The 18,381-nt window shown below is 72.8% G+C and carries 20 protein-coding genes and 1 pseudogene; 10 read left to right on the forward strand and 11 right to left on the reverse strand.

The features are described from left to right. Positions 1 to 91: 91 nt before the first annotated feature. The 3 genes from ABEB07_RS30260 to ABEB07_RS30270 are packed head-to-tail and all read left to right on the forward strand — an operon-like array spanning position 92 to position 2,075. Positions 92 to 1,087 (forward strand): AraC family transcriptional regulator, encoded by a 996-nt coding sequence (locus ABEB07_RS30260; RefSeq protein ID WP_345671246.1) that lies wholly within the window; start codon positions 92 to 94, stop codon positions 1,085 to 1,087. Beyond that, on the forward strand, positions 988 to 1,770 hold the full coding sequence (locus tag ABEB07_RS30265) for an AzlC family ABC transporter permease (RefSeq protein ID WP_345671263.1): 783 nt from the start codon (positions 988 to 990) through the stop codon (positions 1,768 to 1,770). The genes ABEB07_RS30260 and ABEB07_RS30265 overlap by 100 nt, the downstream gene beginning before the upstream one ends. Continuing rightward, a complete protein-coding gene (locus tag ABEB07_RS30270) occupies positions 1,767 to 2,075 on the forward strand; it encodes an AzlD domain-containing protein (RefSeq protein ID WP_345671248.1) in 309 nt (102 codons plus the stop codon). The genes ABEB07_RS30265 and ABEB07_RS30270 overlap by 4 nt, the downstream gene beginning before the upstream one ends. A 74-nt stretch (positions 2,076 to 2,149) precedes the next feature. Here ABEB07_RS30270 and ABEB07_RS30275 read toward each other — a convergent pair whose 3' ends face one another. Next, positions 2,150 to 3,094, reverse strand: coding sequence for a hypothetical protein (locus tag ABEB07_RS30275; RefSeq protein ID WP_345671249.1), 945 nt, complete (start codon positions 3,092 to 3,094; stop codon positions 2,150 to 2,152). Positions 3,095 to 3,173: 79 nt separating this feature from the next. Between ABEB07_RS30275 and ABEB07_RS30280 the strand changes: the two genes are divergently transcribed. The 4 genes from ABEB07_RS30280 (at position 3,174) to recX (ending at position 7,085) form a co-directional block, all read left to right on the forward strand. Further along, positions 3,174 to 3,368, forward strand: coding sequence for a DUF3046 domain-containing protein (locus tag ABEB07_RS30280; protein ID WP_345671250.1), 195 nt, complete (start codon positions 3,174 to 3,176; stop codon positions 3,366 to 3,368). A 56-nt stretch (positions 3,369 to 3,424) separates the two neighbouring features. After that, positions 3,425 to 4,774: an AI-2E family transporter gene (locus tag ABEB07_RS30285; RefSeq protein WP_345671252.1), complete on the forward strand. Its 1,350-nt coding sequence runs from the start codon at positions 3,425 to 3,427 to the stop codon at positions 4,772 to 4,774. A 235-nt stretch (positions 4,775 to 5,009) separates the two neighbouring features. Beyond that, the gene (gene recA / locus ABEB07_RS30290) at positions 5,010 to 6,137 is read left to right on the forward strand and encodes a recombinase RecA (protein WP_164588192.1); all 1,128 of its coding nucleotides are present in this window, start codon (positions 5,010 to 5,012) and stop codon (positions 6,135 to 6,137) included. A gap of 3 nt (positions 6,138 to 6,140) precedes the next feature. After that, entirely contained in the window at positions 6,141 to 7,085 is a 945-nt protein-coding gene (gene recX / locus ABEB07_RS30295; protein ID WP_345671253.1) for a recombination regulator RecX, read from the forward strand. Between the two features lie 157 nt (positions 7,086 to 7,242). Here the strand turns inward: recX and ABEB07_RS30300 are convergent, their stop codons facing one another. From ABEB07_RS30300 to ABEB07_RS30330, 8 genes are all read right to left on the reverse strand, one after another. Beyond that, on the reverse strand, positions 7,243 to 7,641 hold the full coding sequence (locus tag ABEB07_RS30300) for a rhodanese-like domain-containing protein (RefSeq protein WP_345671254.1): 399 nt from the start codon (positions 7,639 to 7,641) through the stop codon (positions 7,243 to 7,245). Further along, positions 7,638 to 8,204, reverse strand: a complete 567-nt coding sequence (locus ABEB07_RS30305; protein ID WP_425589102.1) for a cupin domain-containing protein — start codon at positions 8,202 to 8,204, stop codon at positions 7,638 to 7,640. The genes ABEB07_RS30300 and ABEB07_RS30305 overlap by 4 nt, the downstream gene beginning before the upstream one ends. Positions 8,205 to 8,307: 103 nt before the next feature. Continuing rightward, positions 8,308 to 8,502 (reverse strand): putative leader peptide, encoded by a 195-nt coding sequence (locus tag ABEB07_RS39305; protein WP_425589100.1) that lies wholly within the window; start codon positions 8,500 to 8,502, stop codon positions 8,308 to 8,310. 58 nt (positions 8,503 to 8,560) lie between these two features. Further along, a complete protein-coding gene (locus ABEB07_RS30310; RefSeq protein ID WP_345671255.1) occupies positions 8,561 to 10,180 on the reverse strand; it encodes an FAD-dependent monooxygenase in 1,620 nt (539 codons plus the stop codon). Positions 10,181 to 10,367: 187 nt separating this feature from the next. Then, positions 10,368 to 11,255, reverse strand: a complete 888-nt coding sequence (locus ABEB07_RS30315) for an amino acid ABC transporter permease (RefSeq protein WP_345671257.1) — start codon at positions 11,253 to 11,255, stop codon at positions 10,368 to 10,370. After that, the gene (locus ABEB07_RS30320; RefSeq protein ID WP_164581701.1) at positions 11,252 to 11,917 is read right to left on the reverse strand and encodes an amino acid ABC transporter permease; all 666 of its coding nucleotides are present in this window, start codon (positions 11,915 to 11,917) and stop codon (positions 11,252 to 11,254) included. Before ABEB07_RS30320 ends, ABEB07_RS30315 begins: the two co-directional genes overlap by 4 nt. Before the next feature lie 76 nt (positions 11,918 to 11,993). Further along, on the reverse strand, positions 11,994 to 12,830 hold the full coding sequence (locus tag ABEB07_RS30325) for a glutamate ABC transporter substrate-binding protein (protein WP_176150784.1): 837 nt from the start codon (positions 12,828 to 12,830) through the stop codon (positions 11,994 to 11,996). Positions 12,831 to 13,096: 266 nt separating this feature from the next. Further along, complete coding sequence (locus ABEB07_RS30330) at positions 13,097 to 13,873, reverse strand: amino acid ABC transporter ATP-binding protein (RefSeq protein WP_164587571.1); 777 nt, start codon at positions 13,871 to 13,873, stop codon at positions 13,097 to 13,099. 340 nt (positions 13,874 to 14,213) lie between these two features. On the opposite strand from ABEB07_RS30330, the gene ABEB07_RS30335 reads away from it, so the two are divergent. Next, on the forward strand, positions 14,214 to 14,903 hold the full coding sequence (locus tag ABEB07_RS30335; RefSeq protein ID WP_345671258.1) for a response regulator transcription factor: 690 nt from the start codon (positions 14,214 to 14,216) through the stop codon (positions 14,901 to 14,903). Positions 14,904 to 14,912: 9 nt separating this feature from the next. Beyond that, positions 14,913 to 16,331 carry a sensor histidine kinase gene (locus ABEB07_RS30340; RefSeq protein WP_176150786.1) on the forward strand — a complete coding sequence of 473 codons (1,419 nt, stop codon included), beginning with the start codon at positions 14,913 to 14,915 and terminating at the stop codon, positions 16,329 to 16,331. A gap of 51 nt (positions 16,332 to 16,382) precedes the next feature. Here the strand turns inward: ABEB07_RS30340 and ABEB07_RS30345 are convergent, their stop codons facing one another. After that, positions 16,383 to 17,381 (reverse strand): TAXI family TRAP transporter solute-binding subunit, encoded by a 999-nt coding sequence (locus ABEB07_RS30345; protein ID WP_176150787.1) that lies wholly within the window; start codon positions 17,379 to 17,381, stop codon positions 16,383 to 16,385. Positions 17,382 to 17,459: 78 nt separating this feature from the next. Here ABEB07_RS30345 and ABEB07_RS30350 point away from each other — a divergent pair, with 78 nt between their 5' ends. Beyond that, positions 17,460 to 17,864, forward strand: coding sequence for a pyrophosphohydrolase domain-containing protein (locus ABEB07_RS30350; RefSeq protein WP_425589101.1), 405 nt, complete (start codon positions 17,460 to 17,462; stop codon positions 17,862 to 17,864). 53 nt (positions 17,865 to 17,917) lie between these two features. On the opposite strand, the pseudogene ABEB07_RS30355 reads toward ABEB07_RS30350, so the two are convergent. After that, a pseudogene (locus ABEB07_RS30355) lies at positions 17,918 to 18,381 on the reverse strand (hypothetical protein); the annotation flags it as partial.

Genomic DNA, 18,381 nt, shown 5'->3' on the forward strand with positions numbered 1-18,381 from the left:
CCCGACCACTGACAATCCGACCTGACCTGCGCTTTCACCCCCGCCGACCGGGTGGCGCGCCCCGCCGCGCACGGCAGCGGACAATGGGGCCATGGCGGCGTCCGGCGAGGAGGAGAGGGCACGGCACTGGCAGTACGAGGAACTGCCCGGTGTGGACCTGCTGCGCGCCAGGTACGTCCGCAAGGAGTTCGTGCGCCACACCCACGAGCACTTCGTGATCGCGGCGATCGCCGAGGGCGTCGAGGTGTTCCACCACGGCGGCGGCGACGTGACCGCGGGACCGGGAACGCTCGCGCTGGTCAACCCGGACACCCCGCACACGGGCCGGGCCGGCGTCCCCGAGGGGTGGCGGTACGGGGCCGTGTACCCGGCGCCCGCGCTGGTGGCCGAGATCGCGGCGGAGACCACCTCGATCCGCGGGGCGCCCGGGTTCGTGAACCCGGTGCTCGACGACCCCCGGGCCGCCGCCCTGGTCCACCAGGTGCTCAGGGCCGTGGACGAGGGCAACGCGCTGGCCGCCGACACGCTGCTGCGGCTCGCGGTGACACGGCTGCTGCGGCTGAACGGCGGACCGCTGCCGCGGCGCGAGGTGCGCACGGCCGGCACGCGGATCGCCGCACGCGCGCGGGTCGTCCTGGAGGAACGCCTGGCCGAGCCGCCGACCCTGGAGCGGCTGGCCGCCGATCTCGGCGTCAGCCCGTTCGCCCTGCTGCGCGCCTTCCGGAACGCCTACGGGATGCCCCCGCACAGCTGGCTGACCGACGTCCGGGTGCGCCGGGCCAGACGGCTCCTGGACGCCGGTTCCGCCCCGGCGGAGGTCGCCGCGGCCGTCGGCTTCACCGACCAGTCCCATCTGAGCCGCCACTTCTCCCGCATCGTGGGCGTGCCCCCGGGCGCCTACCAGCGCGAGCGCAAGAACGTACAAGACGCGCGAGCGCGGCTTCTCCTACCGTCCGGGACGTGGCAGAAGACACGACTCTCGCAGACATACGACCCGACGGCCGAGGCGGAACCGACGGCGGGAGGGACGGCGCGAAACCGGACGCCGCCGTCGTCCGCGACGCCCTCGGCGTCGGCATCGCCGTAGGACTGTCCGGGTTCGCCTTCGGGGTGACCTCGGCGGGCAGTGGGCTCACCCTGCTCCAGACCTGTGCGCTCAGCCTCCTGGTCTTCACCGGGGCGTCCCAGTTCGCGCTGGTGGGAGCGCTCGCGGCGGGCGGCAACCCGTTCACGGCCGCCGCGGGGGCCTTCTTCCTGGGCGTGCGCAACGCCTTCTACGGGCTGCGTCTGTCGCAGCTGCTGGCCCTCCCGCGCGTCATGCGGCCGTTCGCCGCCCAGTGGGTCATCGACGAGACCACGGCCGTGACCCTCGCCCAGCCCACCCGGCGCGCCGCCCGCCTCGGCTTCACCGTCACCGGGGCCAGCCTCTACGTGCTGTGGAACCTCACCACGTTCCTCGGCGCGCTGGGCGCCAAGGCCCTCGGCGACACCGACGCCTGGGGCCTGGACGCCGCCGGGCCGGCCGTCTTCCTGGCTCTGCTCGCCCCCATGCTCAAGACCGCCACCGAGCGGGCCGTCGCCGCGCTCGCCGTCCTCCTCGGGCTCGGACTGCTGCCCGTGCTGCCGGCCGGGGTGCCGGTCCTGGCGGCGGCGCTCGCCGCGCCGGCCGTGCTGTACCTGACCGGCCGCCGCGCCTCCGTCGCGCGGGATGACGTACGAGACGTACCGGACCCGCAGGACGTACGAGACGTGCGAGGAGACGACCGGTGAACGTCTGGATCGCGGTCGCCGTGACCGCCGTCGGCTGCTACGCCGTCAAGCTCGCCGGACTGCTCGTCCCGGCGGGCGTCCTGGAACGCCCCCTGGTGCGCAGGCTCGCCGCGCTGCTGCCCGTCGCGCTGCTCGCCGCCCTCACCGCCCAGCAGACGTTCGGGGACGGGCACACGCTCGTCCTGAACGCCCGGGCGGCCGGGCTCGGCGCCGCCACCGTGGCCCTGGTACTGCGGGCGCCGTTCCTGGTCGTCGTCGCGGCGGCCGTCCTGGTCACGGCGGGGGTGCGGGCCCTGGGCGGCTGAGAGGCGGGCCGCCGCCGGTTCCTGGGTTGCGGCCGCCGCCGGTCCTTGGGTAGCAGCCGCCGCCGGGCGTGTCCTCAGCCGATGGCGCGGCCGTACGCCCTGAGGGTGCGCAGCGCCTCGATCGTCACCATGGGGCGTGCCTCCAGCGTGGGCACGGCGGCCCACTGGCGCCAGGTCACCGGCCAGCCGCCGTCCTCCTGCTGCCGGCCGGCGAGGTGGTCGAGACAGCGGGCGATCTCCTCGTCCGTGAACCAGGCGCGCGCGAGGGAGCCGGGCGTCCGCGCGAAGTCGTACGGGAAGTGGTGCTCGCCCGGGGCGTAGCCGGGAGCCAGGGGCCAGGACTCCGCACGGGCGGGGTCGAGCACCGCGAGCCGCCGGTCGCGCACCAGACGGCCGAGCCGTTCGGCCGCCGCCCGCGCGCGCGGGCGGTTGGGCGCAGAGTCCAGGAAGGCGACGGCGGCCTCCACCTCGTAGGGGTGGGAGGTCTCCAGGGACTCGATCCGCTGCCAGCAGAAGTCCGTCGCCCGGAACAGCCAGGCGTGCCACACCGCGTTGCGGTGCAACAGGCCCACCACCGGCCCGGTGGCGAGCAGATCGCTCGGCGGGTCGTCCACCACCGGCACGAAGGGGGCCGCCGGATAGCCGCGCTGGCCGGGATGGACCGCCGGAAGCGCGCCGTCCGCGGTGGAGACGGAGGTCAGATAGCGGCACACGCGCTCCGTCCGCGCCCCGTCGCAGCGCCCGATCAGGTCCAGGACGCGCAGCGCGTGCGCCGTGTGCAGCGGCTGGCTGACGGGGCCGCGCAGATCGGGCTCCAGCGCGTGGCCGTATCCGCCGTCCTCGTTGCGGTAGGCGTCCAGCGCGGTCTCCGCCGGGTCCGCGCCGCCGCCCAGGAACTGGTGGGCGAACAGCCGCTGCTCCAGCACGCGCGCGGTGAGCCACACGAAGCGTTCGGCACGCGACAGCGGGGACGATGCCGCCGGCGGCGGGGCGGAGGGTGCTGCTGCGGTTTCGGCCATGGTCAGACCGTAGGGCGCGGGGCGCTCCCGGCAGGCGGTCCCGGCTCGGGGTCACCCGCAGGGGCGGGATACTGGGGTCATGCGGTTGACGGTCTTCTGGGAACGGATGGCGGAGCACTTCGGCGCGGGATACGCCGAGACCTTCGCGCGCGACCACGTGATGTCGGAGCTGGACGGACACACGGTGGACGAGGCGCTGGCGGACGGCTGGGCGGCCAAGGACGTGTGGCGCGTGGTCTGCCAGGTCATGGACGTCCCGGGGGAGCGGCGCTGACGGGGCACGACGCTCGCGCGTACCCGATTGCCGTCGGCGTGGGCGAGACTTGCACCGTGGCACGCACTGACGAGTCCGGGCTGACGGCCCGGCAAGCACCCCCCACCGCTTCGACGCCGCCCGCCGGCCCGCCGGCCGCAACCGCCGCCGGACCTGGCGCGCGCATGCCGCGCTGGCTGCCGCGGGCCATGGTGCTCGCGCTCGCGCTCATCGCCGCCTTCCAGTTCGGCAGCTGGGCGTTCCACCAGGTCACCGGCCTGCTGATCAACATCCTCATCGCGTTCTTCCTGGCCCTGGCCATCGAGCCCGCGGTGAGCCGCATGGCCTCGCGCGGCATGCGCCGGGGATTCGCGACCTTCCTGGTCTTCCTCGGACTGATGATCGCGACCGCGGGCTTCGTCACCCTGCTCGGCTCGATGCTGGCCGGTCAGATCATCAAGATGATCGAGGGCTTCCCGGACTACCTCGACTCCGTCATCAACTGGGTCAACGCCACGTTCCACACCCATCTGCGGCGCGTCGACATCCAGGAGGGCCTGCTCCACTCCGACTGGCTGCGCAAGTACGCGCAGAACAGCGCCGCGGGCGTCCTGGACGTGTCCACCCAGGTGCTCGGCGGCCTGTTCCAGCTGCTGACGGTCACCCTCTTCTCGTTCTACTTCGCCGCCGACGGCCCACGGCTGCGCCGCGCGCTGTGCTCCGTGCTGCCGCCCGCCCGCCAGGCGGAGGTGCTGCGCGCGTGGGAGATCGCCGTCGACAAGACCGGCGGCTACCTCTACTCACGCGGCCTGATGGCCCTCGTCTCGGGAGTCGCCCACTACGTCCTGCTCCAGGCGCTCGGCGTGCCGTACGCGCCCGTGCTCGGCGTCTGGGTGGGGCTGGTGTCCCAGTTCATCCCCACCATCGGCACCTATCTCGCGGGCGCCCTGCCGATGCTGATCGCCTTCACCGTCAACCCCTGGTACGCGGTGTGGGTACTGGTGTTCGTCGTGATCTACCAGCAGTTCGAGAACTACGTGCTGCAACCCAAGCTGACCTCCAAGACCGTCGACATCCATCCCGCGGTCGCCTTCGGCTCGGTCATCGCGGGCACGGCGCTGCTCGGCGCGGTGGGCGCGCTGATCGCCATTCCGGCGGTCGCGACCCTGCAGGCCTTCCTGGGCGCCTATGTGAAGCGGTACGACGTCACCGACGACCCCCGCGTCCAGGGCCACCGCCCGCGGCCCGCGTCCCCGGGGCTGCTCGCGCGTGCGCGGCGGCTGTGGGCACAGCCGCCTGCGGCCGGGACCGCGTCCCCGACGGACCCGGGGACCGGGACGGCGGTGGATGCGGGGACCGGTACGGCGGGTGCGCAGGGTGCGCCGGGTGCGCGGACGACCGCGGCCGAGGACGGGGCCGCCGGGTAGCGGACGGGGCCGCCGGGCGGCGGTCGTGCTGCCCGGGGTCTCGCTTGACACGAAAATCGAACATCCATTCTGATGGGGACTCCGGCGAGGCTGAACGAAGGGTGATTCGCCCGGTTCCAGGGTGATTCGTCCCATAGTTATCCACAGGCCGGACAGGCGTCGAGGCGCATTGTCAGTGGCAGGCGTTAGCGTTTTTGACGTGAAGCGATCGACTCAAGCAAATCGGGTGGAACCCATGGCAGGAACCGACCGCGAGAAGGCGCTCGACGCCGCGCTCGCACAGATTGAACGACAATTCGGCAAGGGCGCGGTCATGCGCATGGGCGAGCGGTCGAGGGAGCCCATCGAGATCATCCCGACCGGGTCGACCGCGCTCGACGTGGCCCTCGGCGTCGGCGGCCTGCCGCGCGGCCGTGTCGTGGAGATCTACGGACCGGAGTCCTCCGGCAAGACGACCCTGACCCTGCACGCCGTGGCGAACGCGCAGAAGGCCGGCGGCCAGGTCGCCTTCGTGGACGCGGAGCACGCCCTCGACCCCGAGTACGCGCGCAAGCTCGGCGTCGACATCGACAACCTGATCCTGTCCCAGCCGGACAACGGCGAGCAGGCGCTGGAGATCGTTGACATGCTGGTCCGCTCCGGCGCGCTCGACCTCATCGTCATCGACTCGGTCGCCGCGCTCGTCCCGCGCGCGGAGATCGAGGGCGAGATGGGCGACTCGCACGTGGGTCTGCAGGCCCGTCTGATGAGCCAGGCGCTGCGCAAGATCACCAGCGCGCTCAACCAGTCCAAGACCACGGCGATCTTCATCAACCAGCTGCGCGAGAAGATCGGTGTGATGTTCGGTTCGCCGGAGACCACGACCGGTGGCCGGGCGCTGAAGTTCTACGCGTCCGTGCGCATCGACATCCGCCGCATCGAGACCCTGAAGGACGGCACCGAGGCGGTCGGCAACCGCACCCGCTGCAAGGTCGTCAAGAACAAGGTCGCGCCGCCCTTCAAGCAGGCCGAGTTCGACATCCTCTACGGCCAGGGCATCAGCCGTGAGGGCGGCCTGATCGACATGGGCGTGGAGCACGGCTTCGTGCGCAAGGCCGGCGCCTGGTACACGTACGAGGGCGACCAGCTCGGCCAGGGCAAGGAGAACGCGCGCAACTTCCTGAAGGACAACCCCGACCTGGCCAACGAGATCGAGAGGAAGATCAAGGAGAAGCTGGGCGTCGGCGTGCGACCGGAGGAGCCGGCCGCCGAGCCCGCCGCGGACGCCGCGGTCTCCGCCGCCGCGGGCGACGCGGCCAAGACGGTGCCCGCCCCGGCGACCGCCAAGGCGACCAAGCCCAAGGCCGCCGCAGCCAAGAGCTGACCCGTGACACGGCGAACCGACTGGGCCGAGTACGAGGCCGGGCACGAGTACGGACACGCCGCTTCCGGTGCCCCACGGGGGAGGGGCACCGGGAACCGCCCCGGTGCCGGGGCGGGCGGCGCGGGCGCGTACCGGGGCGATGCCGCGTACGGGCCGGACGGTGACGGTGCGCACGGGGCGGAGACCGGCTTCGCCGACGGCGACCCGGCCGACGGACACGGCCGGTACGGCGGATTCGAGGACGACGAGCCGGGCGACGGCTCCGGCCCGGGCGACGGCGTGGCGCGTGGTGCGGCCGGCCCACGGGCGCGAGGGGCACGCCGGGGCGGCTCGCGTGACGGCGGGCCGTACGGCGGGCGGGGGCGTCGCCGACGCGACTTCGGCGAGGCGCCCGCGGCGGACGGAGACGATTCCTCCTTGCCGAGGGCCGAGCGGGGGGAGTCTCCGGGGGACCCGGTGGAGCGGGCGCGCGCGATCTGCCTGCGTCTGCTCACCGGGACTCCGCGCACCCGCAAACAGCTCGCCGACGCCCTGCGCAAGCGGGAGATCCCGGACGAGGTGGCGCAGGAGGTGCTGTCCAGGTTCGAGGAGGTCGGGCTGATCGACGACGGCGCGTTCGCGGACGCCTGGGTGGAATCCCGGCACCACGGGCGCGGCCTGGCCCGGCGCGCGCTCGCCCGGGAACTGCGGACCAAGGGCGTCGACGCCACGCTGATCGACGAGGCCGTCGGCCGGCTCGACGCCGACCGGGAAGAGGCCACGGCGCGCGAACTGGTCGACCGCAAGCTGCGCTCCACCCGCGGCCTGGACCGCGACAAGCGGATACGCCGCCTGGCCGGCATGCTCGCCCGCAAGGGCTACTCCCAGGGTCTGGCCCTGCGGGTGGTCAGACAGGCGCTGGAGGAGGAGGGCGAGGACACGGAGTTCCTCGATGACGGGGAGTTCTGAGATGGGGCCGTGGGGACGGGACCGTGGGAACGGGGCCGTGGAGACAGGGCCATCGGGACAGGGCCATCAGGGCAGGATTGTTGAGCCGGAGCCGGAGCCGGAGCCGGAGCCGGAGCCCGGAGCGGGTCCGGGCCCCGGACGGGACGTGGACAGGGAGCTACGGCGTCACCGGGAGGCCGGCCGTGCGCCAGGCCTGGAAGCCGCCGATCAGGTCGGTGGCCCGGTGCAGGCCCAGCTGGTGCAGGGAGGCGGCGGCCAGGCTCGACGCGTAGCCCTCGTTGCAGATCACGACGACGCGCAGGTCGTGACCGGTGGCCTGCGGGAGGCGGTGGCTGCCCCAGGGGTCGAGGCGCCACTCCAGTTCGTTGCGTTCGACGACGAGGGCGCCGGGGATGAGGCCGTCGCGCTCGCGCAGCGCGGCGTACCGGATGTCCACGAGCAGGGCCTCGCCGGCCTGGGCGGCGGCGAAGGCCTCGTCGGGTGCGACGCGCTCGTAGCCCCGGCGGACCCGTTCCAGCAGGTCGTCGATCCCGACCGGCGGTCGACGTTCGCTCACTGCCAGTCCTCCGGGCGCTCGACCTGCTCCAGGCGCAGCGTCTGTCCGGCGCGGCTGTAGCGGCGGATCTGCGGCAGGGGCGGGTAGTAGGCGTGCACGGAGATCGCGTGCCGGTCGGTGGACTCGTTGAGCACCTCGTGGACATGGTGGCGGCCGAAGGCGCGGCCCCGGCCGGCCGGCAGCCGTCGCCTACGGTCCACGTCGTCGGTGAGTTCGAGGGTCTTCCAGCCGTCGGTGGGCAGCCGGGCGGCGAGCGAGTTCTCGGTCAGTTCGCCGGCGGCGGTGAGGAAGGCGCCGATCGAGTCGGCGTGGTCGTGCCAGCCGGTTCCCGAGCCGGGCGGCCAGCCGATCAGCCATGCCTCGCTGCCCTTGGGGCCGGACAGGCGCACCCAGGTGCGGCCCTCCGGGTCGAGCGGCAGGGAGGCGATCAGCTCGGCGTCGGCGGCCGAGCGCCGGACGAACTCCAGGAGCTCCGCCTCGGTGGGCGCCGAGGCGGCGGGGACGCCCGGGGAGATGTCCGGAGCCGAGGCAGCGGGCGGGGAGAGGGACGCGGAAGCGGACACGGCGGAGGAGGCAGACACGTACACCGTCCTGAGGAACGTTCGCGGAGGCGCGCGGCGGCACGGAAACGGTGCGCGCGCGAAAAGGGGGAAGGAAGACGCGAGTTCAGCAGGAGGTGCGACACACGCAGCCCGCATAGCGGACGAGGTCCATATGGACCCTCCGCCACAGGCGCACATCGGTGTCGGTCACGTTCGGGAGTACACCATGACCCCGCGAAACGGTCAACCGACCGTCACCATGCGGACCGGACGGTGACGGAACGTACGGCCGGAGGCGCACACCGCCGCCCCACCGCACCGCGACCGCACCCCGCCCCAGCGTCCGGGCACCCTCCGAATCCCCGCCCGAGCGCCCCTCAGCGCGCCCCCGCCTCGGCGTGCTCCTCCGCGCGGGCGGCCGCCGCCGTGCCGCCGCCGAGGGTGGCCTCGGCCGCCGCGTACAGGGCGGCCGGGCGGACGCCGCTCAGGGCGGTGACCAGGTGGCCGTCGGGCCGGATCAGGAGCACGGTGTGCGGGGCGGCGCCCGGGTAGCTCTCGGCGACCAGCAGTTCGGCGGGGTGCGGCAGGGCGGTGACCGCCGCCGCCAGCCGGGGCATGATCCCGGCGCCCATCCAGTGCCGGCGTTCCCACACCACCGTGCCCGGCGCCACCAGCACCACCAGCAGCGCACCGCGGCCCAGCCGGTCCCGCAGCGGTACGAACGTGCCGTCCTCCGCGGTCACCACCACATCGGCGACCGCCTCGCCGACCGGCGTGTCCACGGACGTCTCGGCGTCCACGGCCTCGGGGGTCTCGGGCGCCAGCGGCGAGCCGGCGTACGACCCCGGCGCGCCGAGCGCTCCGTGCCCGAGGTGGCCGTCCATGAGGAGCGCGTCGTGCTGGCGTGTCGCCCCGGGGACGTACGACCGCAGTCCGCCGCCGCGCAGCACCGGCAGCACCTGGTCGGCGGCGCGCAGCCGGGCGGCGACGACGGCGCGCCGCTCGGTCTGGTAGCTGTCCAGCAGGGCCTCGTGCGGGCCGTGGTGCCAGACCGACGCCAGTTTCCAGGCGAGGTTGTCGGCGTCCCGCAGCCCCTCGTCCAGCCCCTGGGTGCCGAGCGCGCCCAGCAGATGGGCCGCGTCCCCGGCCAGGAACACCCGTCCGGCGCGCCAGCGGCGGGCCAGCCGGTGGTGGACGGTGTGCACGCCGGTGTCCAGGAGTTCGTACGCCGGCGCGTCCTCGCCGGTCCAGCCGGTGAGGGTCTCCCGGACGCGGGCGAGCAGGAGTTCGGGAGTGACCAGGTCCTTGCCGGGCGGCAGCAGCCAGTCCAGCCGCCACACCCCCTCCGGCAGCGGCCGGGCGGTGATCTCCCCGGCGAACGGGCCGGAGGTCCGCCACGGCGGGGTGCGGTGGAGGAACGCTTCCTCGGGCCGGGGGAGTTCGGTGCGCAGCGCGGCCACCGCGTGCCGTTCGACGGCCGTGCGGCCGGGGAAGCGGATGTCCTGGAGCTTGCGCACGGTCGAGCGCGGGCCGTCGCAGCCGACCAGGTAGCTGCCGCGCCACCAGGTGCCGTCGGAGCCCCGGGTGTGGGCGGTGATGCCCGACTGCTCCTGCTCTATCGTGTCGAGCCGGCTGTCGGCGGCGAGTTCGACCAGCGGCTCGCGGCCGGCGGCGGCGCGCAGCGCGCCGGTCAGCACGTGCTGGGCGATGTGCAGCGGGGCGGGGCCGGCGTCGCCGAACGCCACTTCGTTCGTCACCTGTTTGCGCCGCAGCGACCGCCATCCGGCCCAGCGCAGTCCCGCGGCGCCCAGCGGCATGCCGGCCAGCCGTTCCACCAGGGCGGCGGTGTCCTCGCGCAGCACGACGGTGCGCGCGGCGCGCGGCGTCTCCCGGCCCGGCGTCTCGTCGAGGACGACGGACGGCACCTCCTGGCGGGCCAGCGCCAGGGCGAGCGTGAGCCCGACGGGCCCCGCCCCGACGACGATCACCGGGTCCACGGCGCGACGCTCCCTGCCCGCGGCGGCGTCCTGACGGACAGACGTGAACAAATGGTTGGAGCAGGGTGCACGATCACAGAACGTATGCAACCTACTGCCGCTGCCCGCGTCAAGCGACAGGGGCAGTGGTGATCACTCCACTGCCCCTATGCCACACGCATACGCCGGCCGGTGGGCCGACCGGGCGTCAGGCGGCCGTGCCCGCCGACTCGGCGCCCGCCACCGCCGCCGGCGCGAGCACCGCCCCGGTCGACTTCTTGCCGCGCCGCAGCCGCCGCTCCAGCCAGCCGGCGAAGCTGGTGAGGGAGAAGTTCAGGACGACGTAGACCACGGCCACGACGGTGAAGCTGGCGATGGTGTTCGCGCCGTAGTACGAACTCATCGGGGAGACGGACGCCAGCAGCTCCGGGAAGGTGAGGATCGCGCCGCCGAGCGCGGTGTCCTTCACGATCACCACCAGCTGGCTGACGATCGCCGGCAGCATCGCGGTGACCGCCTGCGGCAGCAGGATCGACGTCATGACCTGGGTCTTGCGCAGACCGATGGCCTGGGCGGCCTCCGTCTGGCCCTTGGGCAGTGCCAGGATGCCCGCGCGCACGATCTCCGCGAGGACGGAGGCGTTGTAGAGGACGAGGCCGGTGACGACGGCGTACAGCGGCCGGTCGTCCGAACCGACGTCCGTGTACTGCGCGAACAGGGCGTTGCCGAAGATCATCAGGATCAGCACCGGGATGGCGCGGAAGAACTCCACGACCACGGCGGCCGGGACCCGCACCCAGGTGTGGTCGGAGAGCCGCGCGATGCCGAAGAAGGCGCCCAGCGGCAGCGCGATGACCATCGACAGGGCCGCCGCGATCAGCGTGTTCTTCAGACCCGGCAGGATGTACGTGGTCCAGGACTCGGAGCCGGCCAGGAGCGGCTTCCACTTCGCCCAGTCCAGCTGCCCCTTGTCGTCCAGACCCCGGTAGACCCACCACGCCAGGGCCGCGAAGGCCAGCACGAACACGACCGAATAGAGGATGTTGCGCCGCTTGGCCCGGGGGCCCTGCGCGTCGTACAGCACCGAGGCGCTCATCGCTTCACCGCCACCTTCTTGCCCACCCAGCCGAGGATCAGGCCGGTCGGCAGCGTCAGGCACACGAACCCGAACGCGAACACGGCGGAGATCAGCAGCAGCTGGGCCTCGTTCTCGATCATCTCCTTCATCAGCAGGGCCGCCTCCGCGACGCCGATCGCGGCGGCCACCGTGGTGTTCTTGGTGAGCGCGATCAGGACGTTGGTGAGCGGGCCGACGACCGAGCGGAACGCCTGCGGCAGCACCACCAGCGTGAGCACCTGCGTGAAGCTCAGCCCGAGCGCGCGGGCCGCCTCCGCCTGGCCGACCGGCACCGTGTTGATGCCGGAACGGATCGCCTCGCAGACGAACGCCGAGGTGTAGGCGATCAGTCCGAGGACGGCGAGCCGGAAGTTGATGGTGTCGAAGTTCTCACTGCCCAGGCCGACCCCGAGGGTCTGGTTCAGGCCCAGGGAGGTGAACAGGATGATCACCGTCAGCGGGATGTTCCGCACGATGTTGACGTAGGCGGTACCGAAGCCGCGCATGAGGGGCACCGGGCCGACGCGCATGCCGGCCAGCAGAGTGCCCCAGACCAGGGAGCCGGCGGCCGAGAGCAGCGTGAGCTGCACGGTCACCCAGAAGGCTCCCAGCAGGTCGTAGCCTGAAAGAAAGTCGAACACGATCTCCCGTGCTTCCGCGTGTGGATGGGCGCCGGTGCGCCGCTCCCCCGTGGGCGGCGCACCGGCGGGCACTGGCTCAGCTCTTGATGTCGCCGATCTTCGGCGCCGGCTCGTTCTTGTAGTTCGCGGGACCGAAGTTGGCGTCCACGGCCTTCTTCCAGGAACCGTCGGAGACCATGGCCTCAAGAGCCTTGTTGATCTTGGCCTTGAGGTCGCTGCCCTTCTTCACGCCGATGCCGTAGTTCTCGTTGGTCATCTTCAGACCGCCGAGCTTGAACTTGCCCTTGAACTGGTCCTGGGCGGCGTAACCGGCGAGGATCGAGTCGTCGGTGGTCAGCGCGTCGATGGCCTTGTTCTGGAGGCCGTTCAGACAGGCGGAGTACGTCGGGTACTTCAGCAGGTTCGCCTTGGGCGCCAGCTTGTCCTTGATGTTCTGCGCCGAGGTGGAACCGGTGACCGAGCACAGCTTCTTGCTGTTCAGGTCGGCGGGCGACTTGATCGAGGCGTCGTCGGCGCGGACCAGGACGTCCTGGTGGGCGAGCAGGTAGGGGCCGGCGAAGTCGACCTTCTTCTCGCGCTCCGGGGTGATCGAGTAGGTGGCGGCGATGAACTCGACGTCACCGCGCTGGAGCATCGTCTCGCGGTCGGCGCTCTTCGACTCCTTCCACTCGATCTGGTCCTCGTTGTAACCGAGCTTCTTGGCGACGTACTTGGCCACGTCCACGTCGAAGCCGGCGTAGCCCTGCGGCGTCTTCTGGCCCAGGCCCGGCTGGTCGTACTTGATGCCGATGGCGATCTTCTTGCCGCCGCCCGAGGAACCCTCGTCCTTCTTGTCGCCCGAACCGCACGCCGTCGCCGAGACGGCGAGGGCGAGCACGACGGCCGAGGCGGCGGTGACCTTGCGGAGCTTCATGATGAACATCCTTCGGGTGGTGAGGAGGTACGGGCCGCCGCCGAGGGCGCCGGACCGGACGGCCGGGCGGTGTCGGCGGGCGACGGCCGTGCCCGGCGGGCAGGCCGGTGGCGGGACCGTCCGCCGGCGGACCGCCCGCGGGCGGGCGGGCAGGTCGCCGGCGGTGCGGCGCCCGTCGCCGACCGGGTGGTGCGGAAGTCGGAACGGGGGTGGTGCGGACGTCGGGAGCGGGGTGATGCGGACGCCGGAACCGGGTGCGGCCGGGGTCAGTGGTGCAGGATCTTGGACAGGAAGTCCTTGGCCCGGTCGCTGCGCGGGTTGCTGAAGAACTGGTCCGGCGCGGCCTGTTCGATGATCCGGCCGTCGGCCATGAAGACCACGCGGTTCGCGGCGGAGCGGGCGAAGCCCATCTCGTGCGTGACGACGATCATCGTCATGCCGTCCCGGGCGAGTTGCTGCATGACCTCCAGCACCTCGTTGATCATCTCCGGGTCGAGCGCGGAGGTCGGCTCGTCGAAGAGCATCACCTTCGGCTCCATCGCCAGCGCCCGCGCGATCGCCACGCGCTGCTGCTGGCCGCCGGAGAGCTGCGCGGGGTACTTGTCGGCCTGCGCGCCCACCCCGACCCGGTCGAGCAGCGTGCGGGCCCGCTCCTCGGCCTGCTTCCTGTCCTTGCGGCGGACCTTGACCTGGCCCAGCGTCACGTTCTCCAGCACGGTCTTGTGCGCGAAGAGGTTGAAGGACTGGAAGACCATGCCGACGTCGGCGCGCAGCCGGGCCAGCTCCTTGCCCTCGTGGGGCAGCGGCTTGCCGTCGATGGAGATCGAGCCGTCGTCGATCGTCTCCAGGCGGTTGATCGTGCGGCACAGGGTGGACTTGCCGGACCCGGAGGGGCCGATCACCACGACGACCTCGCCGCGGGCGATCGTCAGATCGATGTCCTGGAGGACGTGCAACGCGCCGAAGTGCTTGTTGACGCTCTTCAGGACGACCAGATCGCCGGTCGAGGCCACATCTTCCTTGGCCATCGAAACTTCGGTCATCGCTTTCGGGCTCCGTCCTCCTCGGTTTGGGGGACCATAGCCAGGCGTTGTGTCCCTCGTCACCACATCTGAGGGAGATCTGAGCATCACGATCCGGTAGCGGCCGGACACGAGTCGTAGCGGACCGGGCGAGAGCGCGTACCGGCTGGATAACGACGCGGGCGCGCAACCGGAAGCCTCTTGACGGCGTCCTCGTCCATCGGCGTGACTGCCATGGTGCGGGTGCGCCCGCGCGCGCTCACTCAGGGTGCGCGCGCGCCTACGCACACCCACTGCGCGAAACGACCACATGACAGATGAACCGGAGGGGGCCGGATGACGAGGAACCGAAGGGGGCCGGATGAGACTGCTTCTCGTTGAGGACGACAACCACGTGGCGGCCGCCCTGTCCGCGGTGCTGGCCCGGCACGGCTTCGACGTCACCCATGCCCGCAGCGGCGAGGAGGCCCTCCAGGCGCTGGTCCCCGAGGGCGCCGGCTTCGGCGTGGTCCTGCTCGACCTCGGCCTGCCCGACCAGGACGGCTACGAGGTCTGCGGCAAGATCCGCAAGCGCACCGCCATTCCGGTGATCATGGTCACCGCCCGCTCCGACGTCCGCTCCCGCATCCACGGCCTCAACCTCGGCGCCGACGACTACGTGGTCAAGCCCTACGACACCGGCGAACTGCTCGCCCGGATCCACGCCGTCAGCCGCCGCACCGTCCACGAGGACGCCGCCGGCGGCGCCGACGAAGGAGCCCTCAGCCTCGGCTCCGTACGCATCGAACTGCCCACCCGGCAGGTCAGCGTGGCGGGCGCGGTCGTCCAGCTCACCCGCAAGGAGTTCGACCTGCTCGCGCTGCTCGCCCAGCGCCCCGGAGTCGTCTTCCGCCGCGAGCAGATCATCAGCGAGGTCTGGCGCACCAGCTGGGAGGGGACCGGCCGCACCCTGGAAGTGCACGTCGCCTCCCTGCGCTCCAAGCTGCGCATGCCGGCCCTGATCGAGACCGTGCGCGGCGTCGGCTACCGGCTCGTCGCCCCGGCCGCCTAGCGGGGCCGGGTGCGCACACGTCTGCTGCCGCTGCTCATCGTCCTGATGGCGGGGGTGCTGCTCGCCCTCGGGTTCCCGCTCGCCGTCAGCATGGCCGCGGGCGAGCAGCAGAAGGTGGTCGTCGACCGGATCGACGACACGGCGCGGTTCGCCGCCCTCGCCCAGTTCGTCACCGACCGGCCCTCCGGCTCCCGGCAGATCGCTCCCGACGAGCGCCGCGAGACCCTCAGCCGCGAACTCGCCAGCTACTACAGCGTCTACGGCATCCGGGCCGGCGTCTTCTACCGCTCCGGCATGCCCATGGCCAACGCGCCCTTCGCCTGGTCCCTGCCCACCGCCGGCGAGGTGCGCGAGGCCTTCGACGAGGCCCTGCTGAGCCGGCGCAGCCACGACCCCGAGCAGGTGTGGCCCTGGCAGCGGCACCGGCTCGTCGTCGCCTCGCCCGTCATCCGGGACGGCGACGTCGTCGCCGTCGTCCTCACCGACTCGCCCACCGGGCAGATGCGTTCGCGCACCCTGCACGACTGGCTGCTCGTCGGGGCGGGCGAGATCGTCGCCATGCTGGTCGCCGTCGGCGCGGCGCTCCGGCTGACCGGCTGGGTGCTGCGCCCGGTACGGGTGCTCGACGCCACCACCCACGACATCGCCACCGGACGGCTCAAGTCCCGGGTCGCGGCGGCCGGCGGACCACCGGAACTCAGGAGGCTGGCCCGCTCGTTCAACGAGATGGCCGACAACGTCGAGGACGTCCTGGAACAGCAGCGCGCCTTCGTCGCCGACGCCTCCCACCAACTGCGCAACCCGCTCTCCGCCCTCCTGCTGCGCATCGAACTGCTCGCCCTCGAACTGCCCGAGGACAACGAGGAGATCGCCTCGGTGCGCACCGAGGGCAAGCGGCTGGCCCAGGTCCTGGACGACCTGCTCGACCTTGCGCTCGCCGAACACGCCGAGGCGGACCTCCGGCTCATCGACATCGGCGAGCTGGCCGCGGAGCGGGTGGCCGCCTGGGCGCCGGCCGCCGCGGCCAAGGGAGTGCTGCTGACCGGCGACTGCCCGGCGACCACCGCCTGGGCCGACCCCGTGACCCTGTCCTCCGCGCTGGACGCGGTGATCGACAACGCGGTGAAGTTCACCCCCGAGGGCAAGAGCGTCGCTGTGACGGTCGCCGGTGGCGGCGGCACGTCGACGGTCGTCGTCGCCGACCACGGACCGGGCCTCACCGACGACGAACTCGCCCGCGTCGGCGACCGGTTCTGGCGCAGCGGCCGCCACCAGAACATCAAGGGCTCCGGTCTCGGCCTGTCCATCACCCGCGCGCTGCTCGCGGCCGGCGGCGGCTCGCTCTCCTGCGACCACCACCACGACCGGGAACCGCGCGGGCTGAAGGTGACGGTCGGCGTCCCGCGGACGGACCCGCGACGCTCGTAGCGGCAGCGCCCGCGGACGGCCCGCCGGAGCGAGGCGATGCCCTTGCGCGGTCTAGGGTTTGACCGACCGGTAGTAGCGGCGCGCGCCCTCGTGCAGGACCAGCGGGTCGGTGTAGATGGCGGTGCGCAGGTCCACCAGCTGCGCGGAGTGGACGTGGGCGCCGATGCCGTCCCGGCTCTTGATGACGGTCCGGGTCACCCACTCGGTCAGCCGGGGGTCCACGTCCGCGCGGGTCATCAGCACGTTGGACACGGCGATGGTCGGCACGGTCGAACCGTTCTGGACGCTCGGATACGCCGACTCCGGCATGTTGGTGGCGCGGTAGTAGCGCGTCGCGCCGCCCTGCGCGTGCAGCTTGGCCACCAGATCGGAGTCGATCGGCACGAACCGGTACGGGAACTTGGCGGCGAGCTGCTTGAGGCCGTCCGTCGGCAGCCCGCCCGACCAGAAGAACGCGTCGATCGCGCCCTGCCGCAGCCGGTCCGGCCCGGTGTCGATGCCCTCGGCCATGGGACGTATGTCCTTGTGCGGGTCGATCCCGGACGCCGCGAGCACCCGCTCGGCGATCAGCCGGACGCCCGACTCCGGCGGACCGACCGCCACCCGCTTGCCCCGCAGGTCCGCCACCGAGTTGATCCGCGAGTTCCGCGCGACGACGAGCTGCACGTAGTCGTCGTAGAGGCGGGCCACCCCGCGCAGCCGCTCCGCGCCCGGCCGGCCCTCCAGCTCGTACGTCTCCACCGCGTCCGCCGCCGCGATGGTGAAGTCGGCCTTGCCGGTCGCCACGCGCGTGACGTTCTCCTGCGAGCCGTCGCTGGTCAGCAGCCGCACCTTCAGGTCCGGCATGTCCTTGCTGAACGCGGTGCGCAGCCGCTCGCCGTACTCCTGGTAGACCCCGCGCAGGGTGCCGGTGCTGAAGGTGATCGTCCCGCTCGGCGGACGCTCGCCCAGCGGCAGCAGCCACCACAGCAGCAGCCCGAGGACGACGACACCGACGGCCGTGCCCTGGAGGCAGCGGCGCCTGCCGGGGGAGGAGAACAGCTTGGACATGCGCGCGATCCTGCCAGCCGGGGCCGGTGCTGACCAGGCCACGGCGTCGACGCCGGCGCCGGCGGATAGGGTCGCCGCATGAGCAGCTCGCCCGCCGATCTCGTCCGTGAGTTCCACCGCGCCTTCGGGCTCGACGCCCGCAGCACGCCGACCCGGGTGTCCCCGGCGCTCGCCGAGCACCGCGGCGAACTGCTCGCCGAGGAGGCGGCCGAGGTCGCCGAGGTGTCGGTGCACGGCCCGCTCGACCGGCTGGCGCACGAACTCGCGGACGTGGTCTACATCGCGTACGGCACCGCCCTGGTGCACGGCGTCGACCTCGACGAGGTGATCGCCGAGATCCACCGCGCCAACATGAGCAAGCTCGGCCCCGACGGCCAGGTCGCCCGCCGCGCCGACGGCAAGGTCCTCAAGGGCGACCACTACCGCGCGCCCGACGTCGCGTCCGTACTGCGCCGTCAGGGCTGGGCCCCGGACGGCGCCTGACACCAGTGCCGGGACGTCGGGGCGGGTCGCCGCCGCGCCGCCCGGCGGCGGGGTCAGGGCGCCTGCGCCGGTACGTCCGTTGCCGTGCCGTCCGTGCCGTCCTTGCCGTCCGTGCCGTTGATGGCCGAGCCGTCCGCCGCCGGGCGGGCCGTCCGGCCGGCCGGCGGCCGCGCGCACCGCACCGCCAGCACCAGCGCGAGCCCGGACAGCGTCACCACGTCCTTGAACGCCCGGCGCGTCGAGGGCTCCAGGCAGGGGAAGGCGAAGCCGGGCGCCTGCGGGACGAGCGCCGCCCAGAACCACGGCGAACGCGTCACCGAGTCCGCCGCCGGCGCACCGGCGAGCAGCAGCGGCACCACGACGACCGGATAGTGCTCGTAGGACGGCCGGGAGACCAGCAGCGACGCCAGCATGAGCATCGCGGCGGTGTCCGCCAGCCGCGACGGCCCGGCGTCGGCGCGCCGCCAGGGCAGCCGGGCGCACGCCACCCGGGCCGCCGCCGCGGCCCGCGCCGCCG

Source organism: Streptomyces similanensis (assembly GCF_039543625.1).
Taxonomy (GTDB): domain Bacteria; phylum Actinomycetota; class Actinomycetes; order Streptomycetales; family Streptomycetaceae; genus Streptomyces; species Streptomyces similanensis.

Coding starts and splice junctions, on each gene's coding strand:
- ABEB07_RS30260 (WP_345671246.1), top strand. CDS start 92: ATGGCGGCGTCCGGCGAGGAGGAGAGGGCACGGCACTGGCAGTACGAG.
- ABEB07_RS30275 (WP_345671249.1), bottom strand. CDS start 3,094: ATGGCCGAAACCGCAGCAGCACCCTCCGCCCCGCCGCCGGCGGCATCG.
- ABEB07_RS30280 (WP_345671250.1), top strand. CDS start 3,174: ATGCGGTTGACGGTCTTCTGGGAACGGATGGCGGAGCACTTCGGCGCG.
- recA (WP_164588192.1), top strand. CDS start 5,010: ATGGCAGGAACCGACCGCGAGAAGGCGCTCGACGCCGCGCTCGCACAG.
- ABEB07_RS30315 (WP_345671257.1), bottom strand. CDS start 11,255: ATGAGCGCCTCGGTGCTGTACGACGCGCAGGGCCCCCGGGCCAAGCGG.
- ABEB07_RS30325 (WP_176150784.1), bottom strand. CDS start 12,830: ATGAAGCTCCGCAAGGTCACCGCCGCCTCGGCCGTCGTGCTCGCCCTC.
- ABEB07_RS30330 (WP_164587571.1), bottom strand. CDS start 13,873: ATGACCGAAGTTTCGATGGCCAAGGAAGATGTGGCCTCGACCGGCGAT.
- ABEB07_RS30335 (WP_345671258.1), top strand. CDS start 14,214: ATGAGACTGCTTCTCGTTGAGGACGACAACCACGTGGCGGCCGCCCTG.
- ABEB07_RS30345 (WP_176150787.1), bottom strand. CDS start 17,381: ATGTCCAAGCTGTTCTCCTCCCCCGGCAGGCGCCGCTGCCTCCAGGGC.
- ABEB07_RS30350 (WP_425589101.1), top strand. CDS start 17,460: ATGAGCAGCTCGCCCGCCGATCTCGTCCGTGAGTTCCACCGCGCCTTC.